The organism is Lentzea californiensis (assembly GCF_024648825.1).
Taxonomy (GTDB): Bacteria; Actinomycetota; Actinomycetes; order Mycobacteriales; family Pseudonocardiaceae; genus Lentzea; species Lentzea californiensis.
Genome location: NZ_JANBBE010000004.1, coordinates 239,617 through 259,173 on the forward strand (window position 1 = coordinate 239,617; position 19,557 = coordinate 259,173).

A 19,557-nucleotide genomic window follows, 5' to 3' on the forward strand; every position below is an offset into this window, starting at 1 on the left:
GTAGTAGGGCTTTCGGGTGACAGGGTTGGAGGCCATCAGGCCTCCAAATCGCTCAGGAGGTCGTCCAGCACGAGTTCCTCCTCGATGCGACGACTCTTATGGCTCATCGCCGGTGCCAGGGCGGCATCCCAGCGTGCTTCGACCGGTGTACCTGTCAGCGGACGGCCCACCTCACCGGCTGCGAGGTAGGACGCGGTGTCGAAGCGCCACGGCGTGAAGGGCACGCGATCGTGCAGCACGTTCGCGATGCGGATGCCGCCCCAGTCGAAGTCGCCGTGGTAATGCAGGGTGCCGCGTGCGGAGACGATCAGGCGGAGCAGATGCATCACGGCGGCGCTGGGCTGGCCGCTGGTGCACACCAACGGCGGGCAGGAACGCCCGAGGTGGTCGGCCGCGGTCGCGACGACGACCGGGTTCTCACAGACGAACACGTCCAGTGCGGCCAGACGAGGCGGATCACGGACGAGTTGGCGCAGGGTGAGGTGCACCGGTTGACCGAGCCACGCTTCCAGGCCCTGATGGCCGCTGAAGCCCAGGGTGATGACTGTTGTCGACAGTTCGTCGCGCATCAGACCGACCGATGCCCAGACCTCCCGACGCCATTCGGCGCCGCTGCCATCCGGCAGGCCGCTCAGGGCCCGTGCGGCACGAAGCGCCAGTGTCGCCAGCGGACGGTCATCGTCCAAAGCATGGGCATCGCCTGTCATCCGTGCCGCGAATCGCCCGATCGGTTCGCCAGGCGACGGCAGGTTCGTCACGACGACGTTCAACGTGGTGAACAGATCGGTTGCGTCCTGCGGGGTCGGAGCCAGGCGTTTGACCTGGCCACTCATCCGCAGCGAGAGTGCCCACTCGGCGAGACGTGGATCATCCAGCGCCTCGAACGCCCTGGCCCACAGAGTTTCCAGGTCGATCGGTGCCGGGAGCGGGCCGGTCAGTTCGAGCACAGCCGAGCCGAGACCGCCCGGATGAGCGCCGGATCGGCGCAGCAACTCGTCGACCGCAGGCAACGACACGGTCAATGCGCGGCCTGGACGTGGTGCACGGCCGAGCAGGCGATGCACGGCTTGACGCTGGGCCTCCGTCGCGTTCGTCAGGGTCACGGCGATGTCGAGTGGCTCGCCGCGTTCCATGCGTTTGCGCACCCGTGCGACGAACCAGGCCAGCTCGTCGCCACCGAGCAGGCGGTGCAGCCGCGTCATCCGGTGGCCACCCTGATCCGGCGGTGGCCGGTCCACTCCCACGGGGTCACCAGCACGGCCGCGATGTCGTCGGTCCGGGACAGCTGGGCGATCGCCAGTCCCGGCACCTCGGGATAGCAACCCCACTCGCGTTCACTGGTCATCACGACGTCCAGGTCGAACGCCGCCAGCAGACCCATGCACTTCGCCCGCGAGTCGTCGTCGACCCCGGCGAACGCCTCGTCCAGCGTCACCAGCCTGGGTGCGTGCGGGTTGCCGGCGGAGGCGTAGTGCGAGGACGCCGCGGCGAACAACGGCACACTCGCCGTCAGCACCCGTTCGCCACCGGAGGCCGGGCCGATCGCGGTGCGCCACTGACCGTTTTGATGGCGCTGGATGACGAACCTGTGCCACTTGCGGTAGTCCAGCGCTTCGGTCAGGTGTTCCAGCCACGTCCCTGACGCGTTACGGGCTCGCACGCTCGCGATCTCGGCCTGCAGGAACTCCCCGACGGCCGAACGGTCCTCGTCGGACCAGGCGTCGGACGTCTGGCGCAGCAGGCGTTCACGGGCGGTGGCCAGGCCGGTCGGGGCGTTCTCGGCGGGCTGCCACTGCAGGCGCAGCCGCATGCCGGTGCTGGTCGGGCGGTCGGCCAGTTCGCCGTTCATCCGCGCCACCTGCGCCTCCGCCGCGGAGATGAGTTCCTGAAGCGTGCTGGCGACCTCGTTGACGAGGTGGTTCTCCAGGATTTCGCGCTCGCGTTCGTCGAGGATCCGGCCACGGTCGGCCACCTCGACGCGCAGCGCGTCGGTGAGCTCCGGCGTGCTTGTCGTGCGGCCCTGGAACAGCACATCGACGACGATGCCGTCATCGAGCAGCCGGGCCGTCGCCGAGTTCCCGTGCCGGGACAACGTGTCCGTCAACGTCTTCAACTCGTCGTTGACCTTGCGCTGGACCCGTTCCCACACCTGGTCGTCGTCGGGCTGGCCGGCGAGCTCGCGGTCGATCTGCCTCGCCAGCCGCACGGTCGGGTCCGGTGCCCACGGCGTCGCCGGGTCGGGTGTGTCCAGCTCGGGCAGCGCCACGCCGAGTAGCCCGGTCGTCGCGAAACGCCGCAGGGCCTCCGCTGCTTCCGCGCGGCCGGCCGTCGCTTCTTCCAGCTGCGCGCCGAGCGTGTCGAGCTGACCCTCGGCCTTGCCCCGGTTCGTGAGCGCCTCGGTGCGGCGGTTGTCCGCGGCCTTGCGATCGTCGACGCACTGTCGCAGCGCCTCCACCACCTCGGCGAGTTGCCGTTGCAGCTCGGCCACCGCGGAACCGACGGTGGCCGCCAGGGTCTCGTGGTGTTCGGCCGCCGCTTCGCTCGCCAACGCCGCTTCCGTCGCCTGTTCCCGCCAGGACGCGTGGTCTTCGGTCGCGGTGGTGAGTTCGGCGCGTGCACGCTCGTCATCACGGACCGCGTCGCTGTGGCGGCGTTGAGCGGGCCACAGGGCGGCGATGGCGACGCGGTAGCGGGCCAGGGCGTCCGAGACCGCCTCCAACTCCCCGCGAGTGGCCGGCAGGCCCACGTCAGCGGCTTCCTCGGCGAGCCGGTGCTCCGCCGTGCCGAGCACCGTGCCGGCCTCGGTGCGCTTCTCCTCCGCGACGCTCCGGCGTTCGGTGAGACGGCGTTGTTCGCCGTCGAGCGCGTGCATGGCCGCATGCGCCTTGCGCAGCGCCGTGTCGTCCGGGCAGTCCGTGATCTCGCCGGCAAGGGTGGCGCGTCGTTCGCGCAAGGTGTTCTGCTCGGCCGCGATCGTGGCCAGTTCTTCCTGCACGACAAGGAGTTCGGCGCGCAACTGGGCGAGCCGGGCGAGCCGGGCGGCCTCACGTGCGTTACGGCCGATGAACTCCGCCGTGGACTTGTGCCACGCGCCTTCGAGTACCCCGACGCGGAACCGGCCGGTGAGATCGACCCAGTTCGTCCCGCTCTCCAGGCCGATGGTGGCGAGGATGGCGGACACCCGTTCGTCGGCGCGCAGCACCGAGGTCAGGTTCGCCGGTTCGACCTCGGCGGCACGGAGGAACACGTCCTCGGTGTCGGGAGAGATCAGCTCGCCGTCCGGGGTCACCCAGGAATCCAGCAGCCCGGCTCCCTCCAGCGCGGCTTCGAGTCCCGCCCGCTGGTCGCCGGGCAGCTCGTCGGCGAAGTCGATCAGTTGCCACAGAGGCGCGCCCGGCCTGTCGTCGCGGCCGGCGCCACGGGTGTGGGGAACCGGCGGCAGGCTGTCCTCGCCCGCCTCCAGCTTGGTGATCTCGTCGCTCAGCTCGGTGCCGCGCCGGCGGGCAGCCGACTCACGTGCCCTGGCGCGCGCTTCGGCATCGGCCAGTGCCGCGCTCGCGGCGTGACCGGCGGCGTCGACGGCTGCCTTCAGCGGATTCGGACCGTCCAGGGTCTCGACCCAGAGGTCCAGTTCGGCGGGCACCTCGGCACGCAGCTCGACGGTGGCCGCGAGATGCCGGCGAACCTCGGTGAGCAGCGCGCCGCCCTGTTCCAGAACGGTGCCGGCGGCCTCGGCGCGCCGTTCGGCGAGGGCATCAGCCTCCGCCGCCAGCTCGTCCACCCGCTGCCTCGCCTGATCGAGCCTCGCCCGTGCCTGGTCGACGGACGTGATCAGCGCGTCGACGTGCCGGACGGCCCGGTGCTGGCGTTCGGCGGCACGGTCCGCTTCCGTGCGATCGGCCAGCACCGCCTCGTCCAGCAGTGCGGCACGAGCCGCGTCACCTGCCACCGTGCGGCAGTCTTCCAGCGCACCGGCCGCCTCACCGAGGACCGCCGCCGCTTCGCCGGCCAGTCTGGTGCGGTAGCCGACGGTCTCGGCCGCCTTGGCGGCCTCTCCCGCCAGCCGGCCTGCGTCACGACCCAGCCGCTGGGCTTCTAGGGCGACCCGTTCCAGCTCGCGTGCGCTGCGCATTTCGGGGCTCGCCCGCAGCGCCTCGTCGCGGGCCCGCAGGCGCACCGCGTGCTGGTCGAGCTCTGTGAGTCGTTCTTCGGCCGCGTCGAGTGCCTGTTGCGCCTGGGTGTGCGCTTCTTGCGCGGCACTGAGATCGCGGTTGATGCGCTCGTAGTGGGACTGGGCATTGCGTGGCAGTGCCGCGCGGCGACGTGACGCCACACAGGCATATCGCCGGTAGTGGGTGAGGAAGGACTCCGCCGCGTCACGCGCTTCCGTCATCGCGGTGAGGGCGTCCCGGTCCTCCTCCAGGCTGCGGAACGCCTCCGCGACATCGGCGATGACCGCCTGGTCCAGTGGCGGCAGTGCCTCGGTCAGCGCGTTCGACAACGCCTTCTCGTTGGGACGCTTGGACAACTGCGGCGCTCGCAGGTTGATCAGCAGGTCGACAAGAGCGGCGTAGCGCTGTTCGCCCAGCCCGAACAGAGCCTCGTCCACCGCGCGCCGGTACTCGCGTGCCCTGTCGTAGACGGTGCCGTGCTCGCCGAGCGCGTCGGCGAGCCGGTCACGCGCGAGCGCGGTGGTCGTGGCGTCGACCAGCGAGAGGTCCTGCCCGATCCGTTGCGACGTCACGAAGAACCAGTGCCGTGCGATACCGCGACCGGCCACCGCCTTCAGCCCACAGCCGATCGTGCGGTACTCCGCGGTCCCGTCCTCGTGCAGTCTGCCGAACTCCAGCCAGGTGTAGCCCAGGCGCTCCGGATGCGGGTGCGCGCCGCCGAGCAGGAGGTTCCACTCCATCCGCTTCTTCGGGTCGGCGTCCGGCTCCACTCGGTGCGGCGACAGTTCGCCGTCCAGCAGGAACGGCAACATCAGCGCCAGGACCTTGGACTTGCCGGTACCGTTGTTGCCGCGCAGCAGCAGGCGTCCGTCGCGGAACCGGAACTCCTCCTGGTCGTAGTAGAAGAGGTCGACCAGGCCGGCGCGCAGCGGCTGCCAGCGAGTGCGGGCGGGGTGGGGCAGCACGTCGGTCACCTCGTGGTGGTGATGGTCGGTTCGGCGAGCGCGTAACGGGCGAGCGCGGGGCGGGCACTCACCTGGTCGTGATCTCGGTGGACCAGGTGCAGGGCGACGAGGCGGGTGAGGGCCTGCTCGACCAGTTCGCTCTCGGCTCCCGGCTCGGTGGCGTTGCGGCGCCAGTACGACCGATGTTCCTGGGCCAGCACGCGGACGCGGTCGTGCAGAGCGCTGATGGGCACAGCTTCATCTCCCTGCGCCGCGAGGTATTCCGCGATGAGCAGGGTGACGTGACCCTCGGTGCCGCTCTCCGGCATGCGCACGTCGGTGAGGTCGTCCGCCGGATCGATCATCGCGATGCCCTCCGCCCGCACCTCGGCGACCAGCCCGGTGAGCTCGCTGACCTGCCGCGTGAGCGCGGCACGCTGACGAGTCAGGTAGGCGAGCTCGGTCTCGTCCAGCTCGTCGTAGTAGAGCACCGGCTCGTCCAGCAGTTGCCGGGTCAGCCGACGGCGGATCGCCCGGTTGCGCAGCTCGTCGCTGTCCGGCACGACCTCCGCGGTGAGCTCCGCGAGATCAAGGGAGTCCATCGTGGACGGCCCACGCCGGGTCGCCAGCATCGTGGCCAGCACGCGGCGTTCCACGTCGTACAGCACATCGCCGGTGTCGCGCACGAACGCGTCCTCCTCGCCCGCGACCTTGCTCAGCACGCCGAGATCGAGCAGCAACCGGACCACCGCGACCAGGTCGGAGCGCTCCTCACGGCCGGTGAGCGTGAAGTCGACGCCCAACTCGGGATCGGCCGCCCCCATCACCACCTGTCCGGCCAGCCGCCCCAGCGTGATCTGCGCGTCGGCACGTTCGAGCGTCGCCAACGCCAGACAGGTCAACACGTACCGCCGCCGCGTGAACGGCAGCTTCGACCGCGTGTCCCTGGCGGGATGGCTGGCGTCGTCCGTGGTCGCGGCGACCTTCACCAGGCGCGCCACCTCGCTGTCGACGACGAGCCGCCAGCCGGTGTTGAGGTCGAACCACGCCCGCAGTTCGGCCTCGTGCTTGCGCACCAGCCGGTACTCGTCGGCCTGACTGCTCGCACGGAGCAATGGCCGCCGCAGCAGCGCGCGGGCCGCTTTCCTGCGGTCCTCGACGTGCGAGGCACTGAGCGCATCCGACAGCGACCGGATCATGCCGACCACTCTTCGGATTCCGCCGCCATCAGGTCGATGATCTCGATGACATGATCCGGCCCGCTGAACGTCCCATGGGGCGTGCGGATCTCCGCGACGCCCGAGTCGAGCACGGTCAACCTGATCTCCAGCGTGCCGTCGGACGTGGTCGTGGATACCTGGAACTGGTCCGGCCCGCGCGCCGAGAGCGCGTCGCCGAGCAACCCCAGGAACAGCCTGAACTCGGCGGGGTCGAGCGTGCCGACCTCGCTCAGCCTCGTCGGCCGGTGCGTCAGCAGGCGTTTGCGCGCCAGTTCGGTCTCCTCGGCCTGACGCGCGGCACGTTCGGCGAGCACCCGTCGCTGCTCGGTCCGATCCACGATCTTGTTGGGCTTGCCCCGGCGCTCGTAGCTGCCGGTCTTGCGCAGCTGCGGGCTGATCAGCAACGGCGGTGCGTCGTGCCACGGCGTGTTCGGGGCCACCGGCTGCTCCTCCCGTTCGGCCAGCGTGTCCGCGTCGACTGTCAGATGGCGCGACGAGGACAACCCGAACACCGAACGCCACAGCCGATGCATCGTGGCCTCGTCCGGCGCCTGGGCGAACCACCGTGCCAGCGTGCGGAAGTCCGCGGACCGGTCCGACCGCCCGGCCCGCCGTTCGTTGAGCGCCGCCACCACCTGCAGCAGCGCCGGAACCGCCGCACGTGCCCTTGCCCGCAACAACTTCGCCTGACTCGGATGCTGGTGCTCGCTGACGAACCACTGCCGCAGCCCGAGCCAGCGGTCCCGCCACAGCGCGAGCCCGCGCTCGAACTCCGCGTCACGCTCCTGGTCCGCGCCAGGCGCCGCGTCCTCCGCCTCACGCCCCGCGGCCATCGCGAGCAACCGGCCGGCGCCGGCGTGGTCGATCTCCGCCACCAGGCCCGCGATCTCGGCACCAGTGGTCACCAGGTCCTTGATGAACCGTTCGAGGTAGTCGATCAGCTGGTCCTTGTACGCGCGGAACGCGTCGACGTCCACGTCGTGCAGGTCGATCGAGCGCTGCAGCGAGCCCATGAACGCCTGGGCGTTGTCAGCGAGGTCGGTGAACCGGCTGACCAGACCGCGCAGCAGCAGGTGCACCTTGGCCGGATCCGGCTCTGCTGTCCGGGCCAGCTCCAGCAGGGCCCTCAGCTGGGTGACGATGTCGGTGAGCGCCACCGCCTGCAGAGCACCACGCCGCCCGAGCGCCTCGTCGAACGTCTGCAGCGCCTGCTCAGCCGCCTCACCCGCCGTCGTCAGCTGGTAGAGGAAGCGGGCGCGGTGGAAGTCCTCGACCGTCGTGACGCGGCTGGTGTCCGGGTCGGCGCGCAGGTTTCCCCAGTCCTTCAGCCTGCTCAGCGCGTCCGTCACCGCCGCGAGGTCCGCCTCCAGCTCCTCGTGCACATCTTCGGGGCGCAGGTGCACGACGAAGCGCCGCTTGGCCCGCACGAACGCCCCCATCACGGCGCGATAGAGGTCGACGTTCGGCGCGGTCAGGTGCGCGAACGGCTGGAAGTCCGGCATGCGGCCCAGTGTGCCAGGAGGGTCCGACAGTTTCGGCACCAAACGCCCGGAGCCGGTCTTATCCCGTCATCGAGCGGAGGTGATCCTGGGTCTCCTCGTCCTCTGAGAACACGCAGACACCGCGCATGCCTCTGGTGAGCAGCACTTTGTAGGTGTTGCGGATCAGCCGGGCGAAGTGGAGCTCGTCGGCCTTCTTCACAGCGGGGTCGTGTGAGTGCTCGCGCCGCGCCTCCCAGTGGTCACCGCGCCAGACGAAGTCGTTCCCGAAGATCACGCCGGCCCAGTCGTACTCGAACCCCTGGGCGGTGTAGATGCAGCCGACCTGCCCGAACCCGCGTTCGTCACTGGCCCAGAAGTGCGAGGCGGGCGCGTCCGGGACCCGCTTCTCCGGCTTCACGTTCCACGGCCGGTGCCAGTCGCCGATCCGCACGTCCGGCACCAGCACCTTCGTTCCGTCCTCGGTGACCGGATCGCTCCACTTCCAGCAGTACCCGGCCGCGATGCGAGCCGTGCCGCCGTCCTTGGCCTGCCGGTCGAGCAACCACGACTCCAGCTCTCGTGGCGATTCCGCGCTGCGGACCACGAACTCGTCGTCGGTGCGAGTGACCAAGGTGGACCACCGCGTGGGCTTCCCCTTGATGCCAAGCAACTTGGCAACCCAGGCGTCGAAGAACTCCGACCCTCCGCAGCGGAACTGACCGCCGAGTTCCACCACCTCCACGGCACAACCCGCGGCCGCCGCAGCCGCCTCGATTTCCGATCGAGATCCCATCTCGCCGGGCCGCACCGTCTGGTTCTCGTCGAGGAGGAAGACCGGTACCCAGGCGGCATCGATCAGTTCCTCGATCTGCCTGCGCGCCTTGTCCCTGACCTCCCGCTTCGTGTAGCGGTTGAGGCTGGTCTCCCTGATGCGGTGGGCCTCGTCGCAGATCAGCACGTGGAGGTCGCGCGGCTCGGCTTCGATGAAGTTGTTGAAGTACTTGAACATCTTCTGCACTCGCGGATTGCGGTGACCCGCGTGCCTGCGCATGGTGTTGGTGAACGAGCTGGAACCGGTCGCGTGGAAGACCTCCCTGCCCTGCCGAGCGAGTTCGCCGAGCAGGCTCAGCGCGATGACGCTCTTGCCGGAGCCGGGCCCACCGAGCACGATCACCACGGTCTGGGTCCGTGCGGCTCGGGCCTTGTCCACTGCCATCGTGACGAGGCGGTACGCGACCTGCTGCTGGTCCAGGAGCAGGAACTGTTCGCGTTCCTGGATTTCCTTGGCCGCTGCGGCGAGCAGCGGCTTCGACGGGGCGTGACGCATGCCGAGGAACTCGTCGGCAGCCTGGCGGGCGCCGTCCCGCGTCGCCGAGTCGCGGTCGAGCAGTGCGCGCAGCCGGTCGACCAGCTTGCTCTTGCTGTCCAGGGTGTACAGCTCGCCGAACTCGTCGACCGCGTACTGCGAGATGCGCCAGACCCCGGCCTCGCGGGCGTTGTGCAGGTACGCCACACCGTGCACCGAATCCGGCTGTTCGGCGAGCGCCGGCGTCGAGTCCACGAGGTACTCGCAGTACCTGCGGACCTGTTCGACCGGATGCAGCACGGGCTGGGTGTAGTGGTCGATTCGCACCAGATCTTCGCCGTACGGCTCGGCCTTCGACCACTGCTTGAGCTCGACCAGCACGTAGGACGGCGCACCGTGCCCGGGATGTTGGCCGCACAGGACCACGTCCACTCGCATCGGGCTGTGCGGCAGCTTGTGTTCCAGCAACACCTCGACGTGGCCAAGGCCGGCGTCCACGAGATCGGAAAGGAACGCGGGCAGGCTGTTGCGCCAGGACCGCACCTCGCCGTTGCCGACACCGGCCTCGAACTGGATCCGCGCCTGCTCCGCGAGCACGGTGTGCAGCCGGTCGGCCAGGGCATCGGCGAGCAGTGCCTCGGCACTGCGGCGGACGAGAGCCACGAATGTTCCCCCACTTGGGCACGCGAAATACACGTGCGGGTGGGGGCAACGACGAGGTGACTTGTTCGGTCGCGCTCGGTGCCCGTCGGGCCGCAGTCAGCAGGTTACCGGCAATCGATCAACGCCGCGGAGAGCCGCAAGATCTCGTGCACCCAGTCGTCGCCGAAGTCGTAGACGTAGACGTAGACGTAGACGTAGTGGAGGGTGCTTCCCGGCTCCGGCAGTCCTGCCGACTGCTCGTTGCTCACCACCCCGGAAGGGACCTCGAACTGGTGGAGGTGGCTGTTATCCCACTCGAACGAGCTCTGGATGATCCGGTGCAGCGACTCGAGCGTCGTCTGTGCGGGTACTTCGATCCGTCGCCAGATCAGCGGGTCGGACCCGACCAGTGTGATCTTGATCCGGAACGTACCGGCTCCCGGCTCGGTGACGGCAGCTTCACCTCGGTTGGCTGGGGGAAGCCTGAATTGGAGGTGGTCTGGTGTTTCGGTGCGGGGCCACGCCTGTCGTTCTTCTTCGTGCGCTTTCGGCTCACCAGGCTCACAGAAGCCATGTATTCACTCTTCTGCTCAGCCTGTGACACGGGGCGTCTCAGCACTGTCGCACCGGATCGCTACCCTTGAGCACGTCGATGTGACGACTACCGCAGGGAGGGTCGGCGTGGGCAAGCGCAACCGCGAGAAGCGGGCTGCGAAGAAGAAGGCCAAGGCGACTCGTGGCCCGACGCCATCCCGGCAGGACTTCGACGAGTACGACGAGCCGTGGGCCATGCCCCCTGTCGTGGCGCCGGAGATGGTGGCCGAGGGACTGTTGCAGGCCGCCTACGTCCATGATTCCGACACGGAGTTGGTGGATGGAACCGTGGCCGACCTCGCGGGCCGTGCGCCTGTCGCCGACCGCCGGACGGTGGCCATCGGTGCTGGGATCGCTCTCGCCGCGACGGTCGACATGGTGTGGAAGCGGGGCTGGACGCCCGTCGACGTGCGGGAACACCTCGCTCGGACCGCCGACGCGGCGGTGGGCAACCTGCTGGTCGACGAGATCGCCGCGGACACCGCGAAACACGCTCCGTCCACTGTGGACCAGCGGTGGACGGCGCAGGTGCGCGAGCTCGGCGCCGAGGTTTGGTGGGAGCACGGCGTTCCGCGGCTGTTGCAGTGGGCGGATCGCCACGGGGCTGATCTCGACCGTGCGCTGCGGACCGCGATCGCCCTGCTGGCCGAGTTGATGAAGCTGCCCGAGCTGCCGGTCATCATTCCGACGCCGGGGTCGGCGTCCGCGCGCTCGTCGGCGTCGGTGAGCGGGGTGGACCAGAAGGTGCTGGCGCGGGTACGGGCGTTGCTGGCCAAGGCGGAGTCCACGCAATTCCCTGAGGAGGCCGAGGCGCTGTCGGCCAAGGCACAGGAACTGATGAACCGGCACGCCTTCGAACGGGCCGTTCTGGACGCCGACGAGCATCGGAAGCAGACTGCGGCCTCCACGCGGATGTGGCTCGACGCGCCCTATGTCGACGCCAAGTCGCATCTGGTGGCCGCGATCGCCAGGGCCAACCGGTGCCGGGCGGTGTTCTACTCGAAGATCGGGTTCGTCGCGCTGGTCGGGGAGTCGATGGACCTGGAGATCACCGAGTTGCTGACCACCTCGCTGCTGGTCCAGGCCACCCGCGCGATGGTCGCCGAAGGCAGCCAGGCCACTCGTGCCGGCACGTCGCGCACCCGGTCGTTCCGGCAGTCCTTCCTGATCTCGTACGCCACGCGGATCGGGGAGAGGCTCCGGGAGGCCGCTGATCGGGTCCACGACCCGGTCGAGGACGAGCGGCTGCTCCCGGTACTGGCCGAGCGTTCCCGGGTGGTCGAGGAGACGTTCCGGGAGATGTTCAGCGATCTCGTCCAGAGGTCGGCGACGGTCACCAACGGTGCGGGGTGGGATGCGGGTCGCGCGGCCGCCGACCGCGCGGACATCACCGTGGGGCGCCAAGCCGTCGATGCTTGAGCGTCACCGGTCCAGGTTGCCGGGCCTGATCACCTGACGGGCATGAAGCGCGGTGGCAGGCCGGGGTTCTCCAGGCCGTGGATCCGCGACTTGTCGTAGAGCGGCTTGGCGACCAGCGCGACACCGCCGGCGACCAGCAGGACCATCAGCGTCTTGGCGAACCGGTGTTCGTAGGGCCGGTCCACGGACTCCCAGGTCGATCCCGTGAAGGTGACCGGTCTGCGCGTGCCTGCATCTGCGGCGGTGAACTGCGAGTGGCTCATGGTCTGGACTACCTCGCCGCCGGTGTCCGGGGTGATGGTGACGGCGCAGCGCCAGGACGCTCCCAGGTATCGCCAGTCGCGGTCGCAGGACGTCACGACACCGGTGCCCTCGGCGGGCCGGGGCCAGAAGTCAGCGCGGGCGGCGATCAGCAGGCCGTAGGTGAAGTGGGCCCCGGCGAAGGCGAGGAGACCTGCTCCGGCGTACCAGCGGGCGTGCCCGCGGAGGCGGCTCACCTCCGCCCGCAGGCCGCCGCGGCGCGAACGGCTGTTCTGCCACCAGATGCCGGCGCCGAGGAGACCGGCGCCAATGAGCACGACGGCGCCCATGGTCGGCCACGGTGCGGGGGTGAACGACGCGCGGGCCGGTGTGAAGTCGAGCGGGCCCAGGCGTTGCATGGGTACGGACGTGTCGGCCGGGGTCAGCAGCGAGGAGTCGCTGGTGAACCGCGTCTGCACGCCGTGGGTGTCGGTGACGATCGCGCTGCAGCTCCAGCGGGTGCCCAGGAGGAGCCAGTTGCGCTCGCACTGGATGTTCTCGGCTTGGGCGACCGCGGAGCCTCGGGGGCCGTGGTCCTCCCAGAACAGCAGGAGGAACGCGGCGCCGTACAGGCAGAGGGTGAGCCAGGCGAGGGCGAGCCACCGCTGGTGATGTCCTTTCACGACAACGATTCCCTGGCAATCCGTTTCGTCATTTGTTGTCTTTGGGGTCTTGGTGACCTCCGTTGCCCACCGACTTGTTCAGCTCTTTCCCCAGTTCCTTCGCCGGGTGGACCAGATCGCCGTAGTTCGGCATCAGATGGCTGATGTCCCGGCTGGCCACGGCACGCACCCAGTTCTGACCGTCGAGCACGCCCTTGCTCATGGGTGAGTCCACGCGGTCCGCGGCGCGGCCGGCCGCGTAGCCGGGATCGCCCATGTTCTCCTTGCGCGTGGTGAGCGGCGGCTGGTTCATTTTGTCGTAGAAGTCCTTGACCTTCTGCTTGCGCGCGGGACCGTTCTCCTTCACGCGGTTCGCCCAGTCGTCGACCTTCCGGCTCGTGCGCTGGGCGAGGTCGTCGACCTTGTTCATCGCGTTTTCGACGCCGTCCTGCACGCGCCTGCTCGCGTTGCCGAGTCCTTCGCCGACGTTGTCGAGCGTGTCGGCCCTGGACACCTTCGTGGCGGAGTCGGACGCCATTTCCGCCGCGCGCTGGTTGCCGTAGCGGCTGTTCGGCATCTGCCTGCTCAGTGCCGCCAGTTCGTCGGCCTGCCTCCGCATGGCGTCGCCCGCGCTCTTCGCCAAGGAACCGAGATTGTCGAGCGCCTTGAACAGCTTCGCCAGGAAACGCGCGATCTTGGTGCCGATCTCGACGGCCTTGGTGACGGCGCGGGTGATGAAGGCGGCGATCGACGCCCCAGCGGTGGGGATGGCCGATGCGGCGGCCGGGATGCCCCACATCAGCAGGGTGCCGGCGAGGTCGGCCAGCAGATCGCGGATCAACGCCCTGGTGGCGGCGACGATAGCGCCGGCCACCTTGATCTTGTTCGCTGCGGAGGATGCTGCGGCCGAAGAGCCCTCCAGTTGGGCGACCAGGGTGCCGCACCGGGTCCGGTACGCCTCGGCGGCGTCGCCGGTCCAGTCCGCGAGCGACTTCGCCTGGTTGCTGTAGGTGGTGGCCTCCTCGCTCAGGCGCTTGGCGATGTTCTCCCAGGTGTTGCCTATCGCCTCGATCGCGGGCGGGTCGCCCGCGAGCTTGTCGAAGGGCTCGCGGACGAACCCGACGTTCTCGATGATCCAGCCGACGACGGACGAGGCGAGAGTGCCGAGCGGGTCGGTGAGCAGGCCGGCGACGTCGAGGACCATCGCGGCGCTGTCGATGCCGAGGGCGACCGGGTCGATTTCCTTGCCATCGGTGAAGTGCTTGACCAGGTCCTCACCGGTGTCCACGAAGCCGGCCCCGGCGAACAACTTCTTGTCGTCCTCCTTCTTGGCGATCAACGGGTTGCTCACGGGTTCGTCTCCAGGTTCGGCCGAGGCTGCTCTTGTTCTTCCGCGCCGCCAGGCTTCTTCTTCCGGAACATGCGGAGGGTGATCAGGAACGCGATCGCCGATGGGATCACGATGCTGAGCGCGGCGAGAGCTTTGACGGGTTCGCGTCGTTCGGCGAGTGCCCATTCGTCGGACGCTGCGTACGACCTGCTGAACCGCACCGGGTTGATGGTCATCGGAACGCGCTTGCCGATGTCGGTGGGCGTGAGCGAGGAACTGCCGTTGCTGTAGTGAAAACGCTCGCCTTCGTTGGAGACGATGGTGGCGTCGCAGCGCCAGAGCGCTCCGAACGCCCACCAGTTCCTGGAGCAGGAGATGTTCTCCGCGTAGCCCTTGGTTTCTCCACCGGAGCCCGCCTCGTTGTTGAAGAAGCGGGGGCCCGCCTGGGCGAGGTAGAGGGCGACGACCCAGAGGACCACGGCGATCGCGACGCGTTTGATCATCCGTGCACTCCCCGGAGTGCGTCGCGGTTGCCCTCGTCGGTCTGCTGGTAGGTCTCCGCGGTGGAGCAGAGGCTGTTGCCGGTGGCCTCGAACGCCTTGGGCAGTTCGGCGAGCAGCGACTTGGCCTTGTCCAGTTCGTCGTTGAAGATGAACGACCACCGCTGGCAGAGCTCACCCATCACGGTGGGGCCCAGGCTCACCTGGGAGGCGGAGGTGACCTCCTGCAGGGACGGCGAGAGCCCGCCGACGATCTGCTTGCCGTGGGCCGCGATGGCCTCGGACTGCGCCGCGAAGCCGGTCATCGCAGCACCGAGCTTCCGCCGAAGTCGTCGTCATCGCCCCGGGGTGGTGCGGGACGGCCTGGGGCGGGTGGCGGCTCGGCGACGGTGCCCGCCGGGTCGATCACGGCGATGCCCCGCTCGACCTGCTCGCGCAGGAAGGCCATGCCCTCGCCGTCGCCGAGGATCGGGCGCATCGTGTCCTCGATCTTGCGGGCGGCCTCCACCTGGGCGCGGCGGATGGTGTCCATGATCGTGCGACCCAGGGCGGTGTGGCCGAGGTCGTCGGCGCGTGGGGTGAGCTGGAGTGACTCGATCCGGCCGCCGGAGCCCACGGTGACGATGACCGAGCCGTCGGGGCTCTGGGCCTCGGTGCGGGATTCGCGGAACGCCGTCTGAATGGCGTTCGCCTGTTCCTGGGCCTGGTGCAGGCGCTGTTCGAAGTTCGCGAGGAACGCGTGCGGATCGGTCACGATCGAATGATCGCATTCGTACGAACTCTGCGCGCACGGTTCGGCACAATGCGTGCATGGTGAAGCCGTTCATCACTCGGGAGATGCGGGAACGTGCCCGTCGCGCACCCAACAGCTGGTTGCACGTGGTCGATCCGGCCCACGACGGTGCCTCCACCGAGGCGGTGATCGGGCGTTATCTCGTGGATGTGCGGGGCGAGATCACTGATCAGTACGTGCCGAATCCCCGATATCAGGCAGGGGAGATCACCTTCGAGAACGACCTCGAGTCGTTGATGTACCTCGTGCACCGCGGGTACGCCGACAAAGCGGAACTGGTCGACGCGGTGCTGGCGGCCGAACTCGTGCTGCCTGCCGATCCCGCTCGCGAACCGAGAAAGCATCTCGTCATGCGCGGGGACGTCGTGGACGTCTTCGCGTCGGAACGAGCGCGGCCACGGGACTGGCCGCCGCACTGGCACCGGTTTCGCGGGGTGGAGCTGGCCGTCGTCGTGGACGCGCTGGAGCAGCCGGTCACGGTGCTGGTGACCGCGCGGGGCGGGGTTCAGTTCGAGATACCGGGCGACCTGCTGGTGGACGGGCTGCGCGAAGTGATCACGATGGGGTGATCCACGTGGTGGCGTTGGACGACTGACGGACCGCGTTGCGCCGATCGGCCTAATCTCCCCGCCATGCGGACGAGGCTGACCCCCATGCAGCAGGCGGTGGTGGATGCCGGGCGCCCGTTGCCGCAGTTCACTGATCCGCTGGAGGTCGAGCTCCACGTCAGCGCCTTCGTGGGGCCGTTCGCGGACAACGAGGAGCTGTGGGAGGTCGTCGTCCGGCACCTGGGGGAGGTGCCGAGCCGGCGCAGTGCGGCGTTGCTGACGGCGCTGGGGCACCTGTTGCCCGGGCAATCTGGGGTGTGGGCTCAGGAGGCCGCGCGTCGTCAGGCTGAACCGAGGTGGGATCTGGGAGCGCTCACGTTCGGGGAGTGCTGGATCGGTGACCGATCGATCGACGCGGGATATCTGGCACTGCTGTGCAGCTATTCGTACGGCGACTCGCCTCATGCCATGGTTTTCATGATCGATGAAATCAGTGGGAGCCTCACGCGGCACGCGTTTCTGACGCGGCAGGTGGAGGAGGCGCTGGCTCGGCTGCGGGACGAGATGCGGTTGGAGCTGATCACGCCGGTGGCCGCTCATTGGCTGCTCAGCCGCAGTTACGACCGGTTCGAGCGGCGGCCTGGGCTCGGGGTGAGCATGGACGTGCACCAGACCCGGTTGGTCGCGCGAAGGCGAATCGCACTCGCGATGAATTAGGTGCCTGTGCGAGTCGCAACGTGATGATTCATCCGACTGTGCACATTGTCTGTAGCTCGATCGTGGGTCGGCTATTACTGTCCGGGTGGTCGATCACAGGGCGGAGGGATGGTCGTGGCCGCTCTTGCCGGGAGTGATGACCAGGCCCTCAGTCGTGTCCCTGACCAGGCACGGCACCCGTGGTTGTCAGTCGCGACCCAGCGCTTCGGGCAGACGACCGCGCTGAGCCAGTTGCTGCTGGGCGCGACGCTCGGCTTCGGCATGACGTTCTGGGACGCGTTCCTCGCGCTCACGATCGGGGCCGTGCTCCTCAACGCCGTGGCGATCACGGTCGGGGTCATCGGGCAGCGGGAGGGGCTCTCGACGGCGATCCTGAGCCGGTGGACCGGGTTCGGGCACGCCGGCTCGGCCATGCTCGGGATGATCATCGCCCTGTCGTGCACCGGGTGGTTCGGGGTGCAGACGGGACTGGCCGGGGCGATGCTCGCGGGCGTCGCGGGGGTGTTGCCGGCGCCGGCGTGGTCGTTGCTCTTCGGGATCGTCATCACGATCATCGCGGCTTATGGCGTGCGGTGGATGGCGTGGACGTCGTACGTGGCGGTGCCCGCGTTCCTGTTGTTGCTCCTCTATCTCGTGCTGAGCAACGTCAACGATGTCGGCGCCACGTTCAGCAGTCCGCCGCCGGGGTCGTCGATCGGGATGTTGACGGCGATCACGCTGGTCATCGGCAGTTTCATCGTCGGGGCGGTGATCTCGCCGGACCTGACGCGCTTCCACCGCGACGAGCGGGACGTCGTCAAGCAGACGGTTCTGGGGATCACGGCCGGTGAGTGGGTCATCGGCCTGGCCGGAGTGGTTCTCGCGCACGGGCTCGGCACCACGGACGTCGTGGGTGTGATCAGTGCGTCCGGCGGGTGGATCGGCGCGTTGATCGTGATCACGGCGGTGCTGAAGATCAACGACTGGTACCTCCGCTCGGCCTCGCTCGGGCTCGTGAACTTCTTCGACGCCGTGTTCGCGCTCCGGATCAGCCGGGCGCAGGTGACGGTGATCGTCGGGTGCGCGGGCAGTGTTCTCGCGGCCGCGGGCATCGCGCACCAGTTCAGCCACTTCCTGGCGCTGCTGGGCGTGGTGTTCCCGCCCGTCACCGGAATCATGGTCGCCGAGTACTTCGTCGTGCGGCGGTGGCGCAACGAGATCATCTCGACGCGGCCGCACGTGCCTCGTTCGGCGCCCTCGTGGGTGCCCGCGACGGTGCTCATCTGGCCCGCTTCGGCTGTGCTGGGCGAAGTGCTGCCGTTCGGACAGGCCAGCGTGAACTCACTCGTGCTCGCGTTCGCGCTGTACGTCTGCGCCGGGCGGCTGGACCTGCTGCGCATGAGGACGCGCCGGGCCACCAACCGTAAGGTGGTCGAGGAAGCGTCGGCCGCCTGAGGGGTGGACATGCACATCGGTATCGACGTCGGCGGCACGAACACCGATGCCGTTCTCGTCGAGGGCCGCCGGGTCCTGGCCGTGTGCAAGGCGACGACGACGGCCGACGTGACGACGGGGATCATCGAGGCGGTCGGCGGGCTGCGGCACGCGTTCGAACCGGCGGCGATCACCGCGGTCATGATCGGCACGACGCACTTCGTCAACGCCGTCGTGGAGGGCCGGGGGCTGGCGCGGACGGCGGCCGTCAGGCTCGGACTTCCCGCCACCACGGCACTTCCGCCGTTCGTCGACTGGCCCGAACCGCTGCGGCAGGCCATCGGCGGGTACGCGTACATGTGCCACGGCGGCCACGAGTACGACGGCCGGGTCATCTCGCCGCTCAAAGAGGACGAGCTGCGCGCCGTCGCCGCCGACATCGCGGACAAAGGCGTGCGGTCGGTCGCCATCACCTCGGTGTTCTCGTTGGTCAGCGGCGAGTTCGAACGCCGGGCCGCGGAGGTCCTCACGGCCGAGGTGCCGGGGCTGCTGGTGAGCTTTTCGCACGAGATCGGGCGGCTCGGCCTGCTGGAGCGGGAGAACGCGACGATCATCAACGCCACCCTGCGCGTGCTCGCCGGGCAGATCGCCGACGGGCTCGTGGAATCCCTGACGGCACAAGGCATCGACGCCCCGCTGTACCTCAGCCAGAACGACGGCACGCTGATGGACCTGGAGTACGCGCGCTGCTACCCGGTCGCCACGTTCTCCTCCGGGCCGACGAACTCCATGCGCGGCGGCGCGTTCCTGTCCGGGACGGACGACTGCGCGGTGGTCGACGTCGGCGGCACGACGACCGACATCGGCGTGCTGCACAACGGTTTCCCGCGCGAGGCGTCGTCCGAGGTGCTCATCAGCGGCGTGCGCACGAACTTCCGGATGCCCGATGTCCGCTCGATCGGCCTCGGCGGCGGCAGCGTCGTGCGGCAGCGGCCGGAGGTCCAGGTGGGCCCGGACAGCGTCGGGTTCCGGTTGTCCCGGCAGGCCCTGGTGTTCGGCGGTGACACGCTGACGGCGACGGACGTCGCGGTCGCCGCGGGACTCGCCGACATCGGCGACGCGAGCCTCGTGCGGCACCTCGACCGCACGCTCGTGCGGTCGGTGCTCGACCACGTGGGCGACCGGATCGCCGCGCAGGTCGACCGCATGCGCACGAGCCCGGCGCCGTTGCCCGTCGTGCTGGTCGGCGGTGGCAGTGTGCTCGTGCGGGACGGGATCGAGGGCGTCAGCGGCATCGTCAGGCCGGAGCACCACGCGTTCGCCAACGCCATCGGTGCCGCGATCGCGCAGGTCGGCGGTGAGGTCGACCGGGTGTTCACGATGGAGCCGGCGCGGCGCGGCGAGGTGCTCGACGCGGCGCGGCAGGAGGCCGTCGACAAGGCGGTCGCGGCGGGCGCGGACGCCGGCACCGTGCGGATCGTCGAGATCGAGGAGGTCCCGCTCGCGTACCTGCCGGGGAACGCGAGCCGCGTGCGAGCGCGTGCGGTGGGTGATCTGCTGCTCGGCCACTAAAGTC

At 69.2% G+C, this 19,557-nt stretch carries 16 protein-coding genes; 5 read left to right on the top strand and 11 right to left on the bottom strand.

The window, feature by feature from the left end:
* Positions 1-35: 35 nt before the first annotated feature.
* The 6 genes from LX88_RS18120 to LX88_RS44310 form a co-directional block, all read right to left on the bottom strand.
* On the bottom strand, positions 36-1,202 hold the full coding sequence (locus LX88_RS18120; protein ID WP_258948950.1) for a TIGR02679 family protein: 1,167 nt from the start codon (positions 1,200-1,202) through the stop codon (positions 36-38).
* Positions 1,199-5,146: a TIGR02680 family protein gene (locus LX88_RS18125; protein ID WP_258948951.1), complete on the bottom strand. Its 3,948-nt coding sequence runs from the start codon at positions 5,144-5,146 to the stop codon at positions 1,199-1,201. The genes LX88_RS18120 and LX88_RS18125 overlap by 4 nt, the downstream gene beginning before the upstream one ends.
* Positions 5,143-6,315 carry a TIGR02678 family protein gene (locus LX88_RS18130; RefSeq protein WP_258948952.1) on the bottom strand — a complete coding sequence of 391 codons (1,173 nt, stop codon included), beginning with the start codon at positions 6,313-6,315 and terminating at the stop codon, positions 5,143-5,145. Before LX88_RS18130 ends, LX88_RS18125 begins: the two co-directional genes overlap by 4 nt.
* The gene (locus LX88_RS18135) at positions 6,312-7,838 is read right to left on the bottom strand and encodes a TIGR02677 family protein (RefSeq protein ID WP_258948953.1); all 1,527 of its coding nucleotides are present in this window, start codon (positions 7,836-7,838) and stop codon (positions 6,312-6,314) included. Before LX88_RS18135 ends, LX88_RS18130 begins: the two co-directional genes overlap by 4 nt.
* Positions 7,839-7,896: 58 nt before the next feature.
* Positions 7,897-9,786, bottom strand: a complete 1,890-nt coding sequence (locus tag LX88_RS18140; RefSeq protein ID WP_258948954.1) for a DNA/RNA helicase domain-containing protein — start codon at positions 9,784-9,786, stop codon at positions 7,897-7,899.
* Positions 9,787-9,890: 104 nt separating this feature from the next.
* Positions 9,891-10,343, bottom strand: a complete 453-nt coding sequence (locus LX88_RS44310) for a plasmid pRiA4b ORF-3 family protein (protein WP_308203452.1) — start codon at positions 10,341-10,343, stop codon at positions 9,891-9,893.
* 103 nt (positions 10,344-10,446) lie between these two features.
* On the opposite strand from LX88_RS44310, the gene LX88_RS44315 reads away from it, so the two are divergent.
* Positions 10,447-11,778, top strand: coding sequence for a DUF2786 domain-containing protein (locus LX88_RS44315; protein ID WP_258948955.1), 1,332 nt, complete (start codon positions 10,447-10,449; stop codon positions 11,776-11,778).
* 29 nt (positions 11,779-11,807) lie between these two features.
* Here LX88_RS44315 and LX88_RS18155 read toward each other — a convergent pair whose 3' ends face one another.
* The 5 genes from LX88_RS18155 to LX88_RS18175 are packed head-to-tail and all read right to left on the bottom strand — an operon-like array spanning position 11,808 to position 15,264.
* Positions 11,808-12,701 (bottom strand): DUF6346 domain-containing protein, encoded by an 894-nt coding sequence (locus tag LX88_RS18155; RefSeq protein ID WP_258948956.1) that lies wholly within the window; start codon positions 12,699-12,701, stop codon positions 11,808-11,810.
* Positions 12,702-12,729: 28 nt separating this feature from the next.
* Entirely contained in the window at positions 12,730-14,031 is a 1,302-nt protein-coding gene (locus LX88_RS18160) for a WXG100 family type VII secretion target (protein WP_258948957.1), read from the bottom strand.
* On the bottom strand, positions 14,028-14,513 hold the full coding sequence (locus tag LX88_RS18165) for a DUF6346 domain-containing protein (RefSeq protein ID WP_258948958.1): 486 nt from the start codon (positions 14,511-14,513) through the stop codon (positions 14,028-14,030). The genes LX88_RS18160 and LX88_RS18165 overlap by 4 nt, the downstream gene beginning before the upstream one ends.
* The gene (locus LX88_RS18170) at positions 14,510-14,815 is read right to left on the bottom strand and encodes a hypothetical protein (RefSeq protein WP_258948959.1); all 306 of its coding nucleotides are present in this window, start codon (positions 14,813-14,815) and stop codon (positions 14,510-14,512) included. Before LX88_RS18170 ends, LX88_RS18165 begins: the two co-directional genes overlap by 4 nt.
* Positions 14,812-15,264, bottom strand: a complete 453-nt coding sequence (locus LX88_RS18175) for a YbaB/EbfC family nucleoid-associated protein (protein ID WP_258948960.1) — start codon at positions 15,262-15,264, stop codon at positions 14,812-14,814. Before LX88_RS18175 ends, LX88_RS18170 begins: the two co-directional genes overlap by 4 nt.
* Before the next feature lie 56 nt (positions 15,265-15,320).
* On the opposite strand from LX88_RS18175, the gene LX88_RS18180 reads away from it, so the two are divergent.
* The 4 genes from LX88_RS18180 to LX88_RS18195 all read left to right on the top strand — a co-directional run bounded on the left by LX88_RS18180 (position 15,321) and on the right by LX88_RS18195 (position 19,553).
* Positions 15,321-15,872 (top strand): hypothetical protein, encoded by a 552-nt coding sequence (locus LX88_RS18180; RefSeq protein WP_258948961.1) that lies wholly within the window; start codon positions 15,321-15,323, stop codon positions 15,870-15,872.
* A gap of 84 nt (positions 15,873-15,956) precedes the next feature.
* Positions 15,957-16,568 carry a hypothetical protein gene (locus tag LX88_RS18185; RefSeq protein ID WP_258948962.1) on the top strand — a complete coding sequence of 204 codons (612 nt, stop codon included), beginning with the start codon at positions 15,957-15,959 and terminating at the stop codon, positions 16,566-16,568.
* A 183-nt stretch (positions 16,569-16,751) separates the two neighbouring features.
* Positions 16,752-18,002: a purine-cytosine permease family protein gene (locus LX88_RS18190; RefSeq protein WP_258948963.1), complete on the top strand. Its 1,251-nt coding sequence runs from the start codon at positions 16,752-16,754 to the stop codon at positions 18,000-18,002.
* Positions 18,003-18,011: 9 nt separating this feature from the next.
* On the top strand, positions 18,012-19,553 hold the full coding sequence (locus tag LX88_RS18195) for a hydantoinase/oxoprolinase N-terminal domain-containing protein (RefSeq protein WP_258948964.1): 1,542 nt from the start codon (positions 18,012-18,014) through the stop codon (positions 19,551-19,553).
* Positions 19,554-19,557 lie beyond the last annotated feature (4 nt).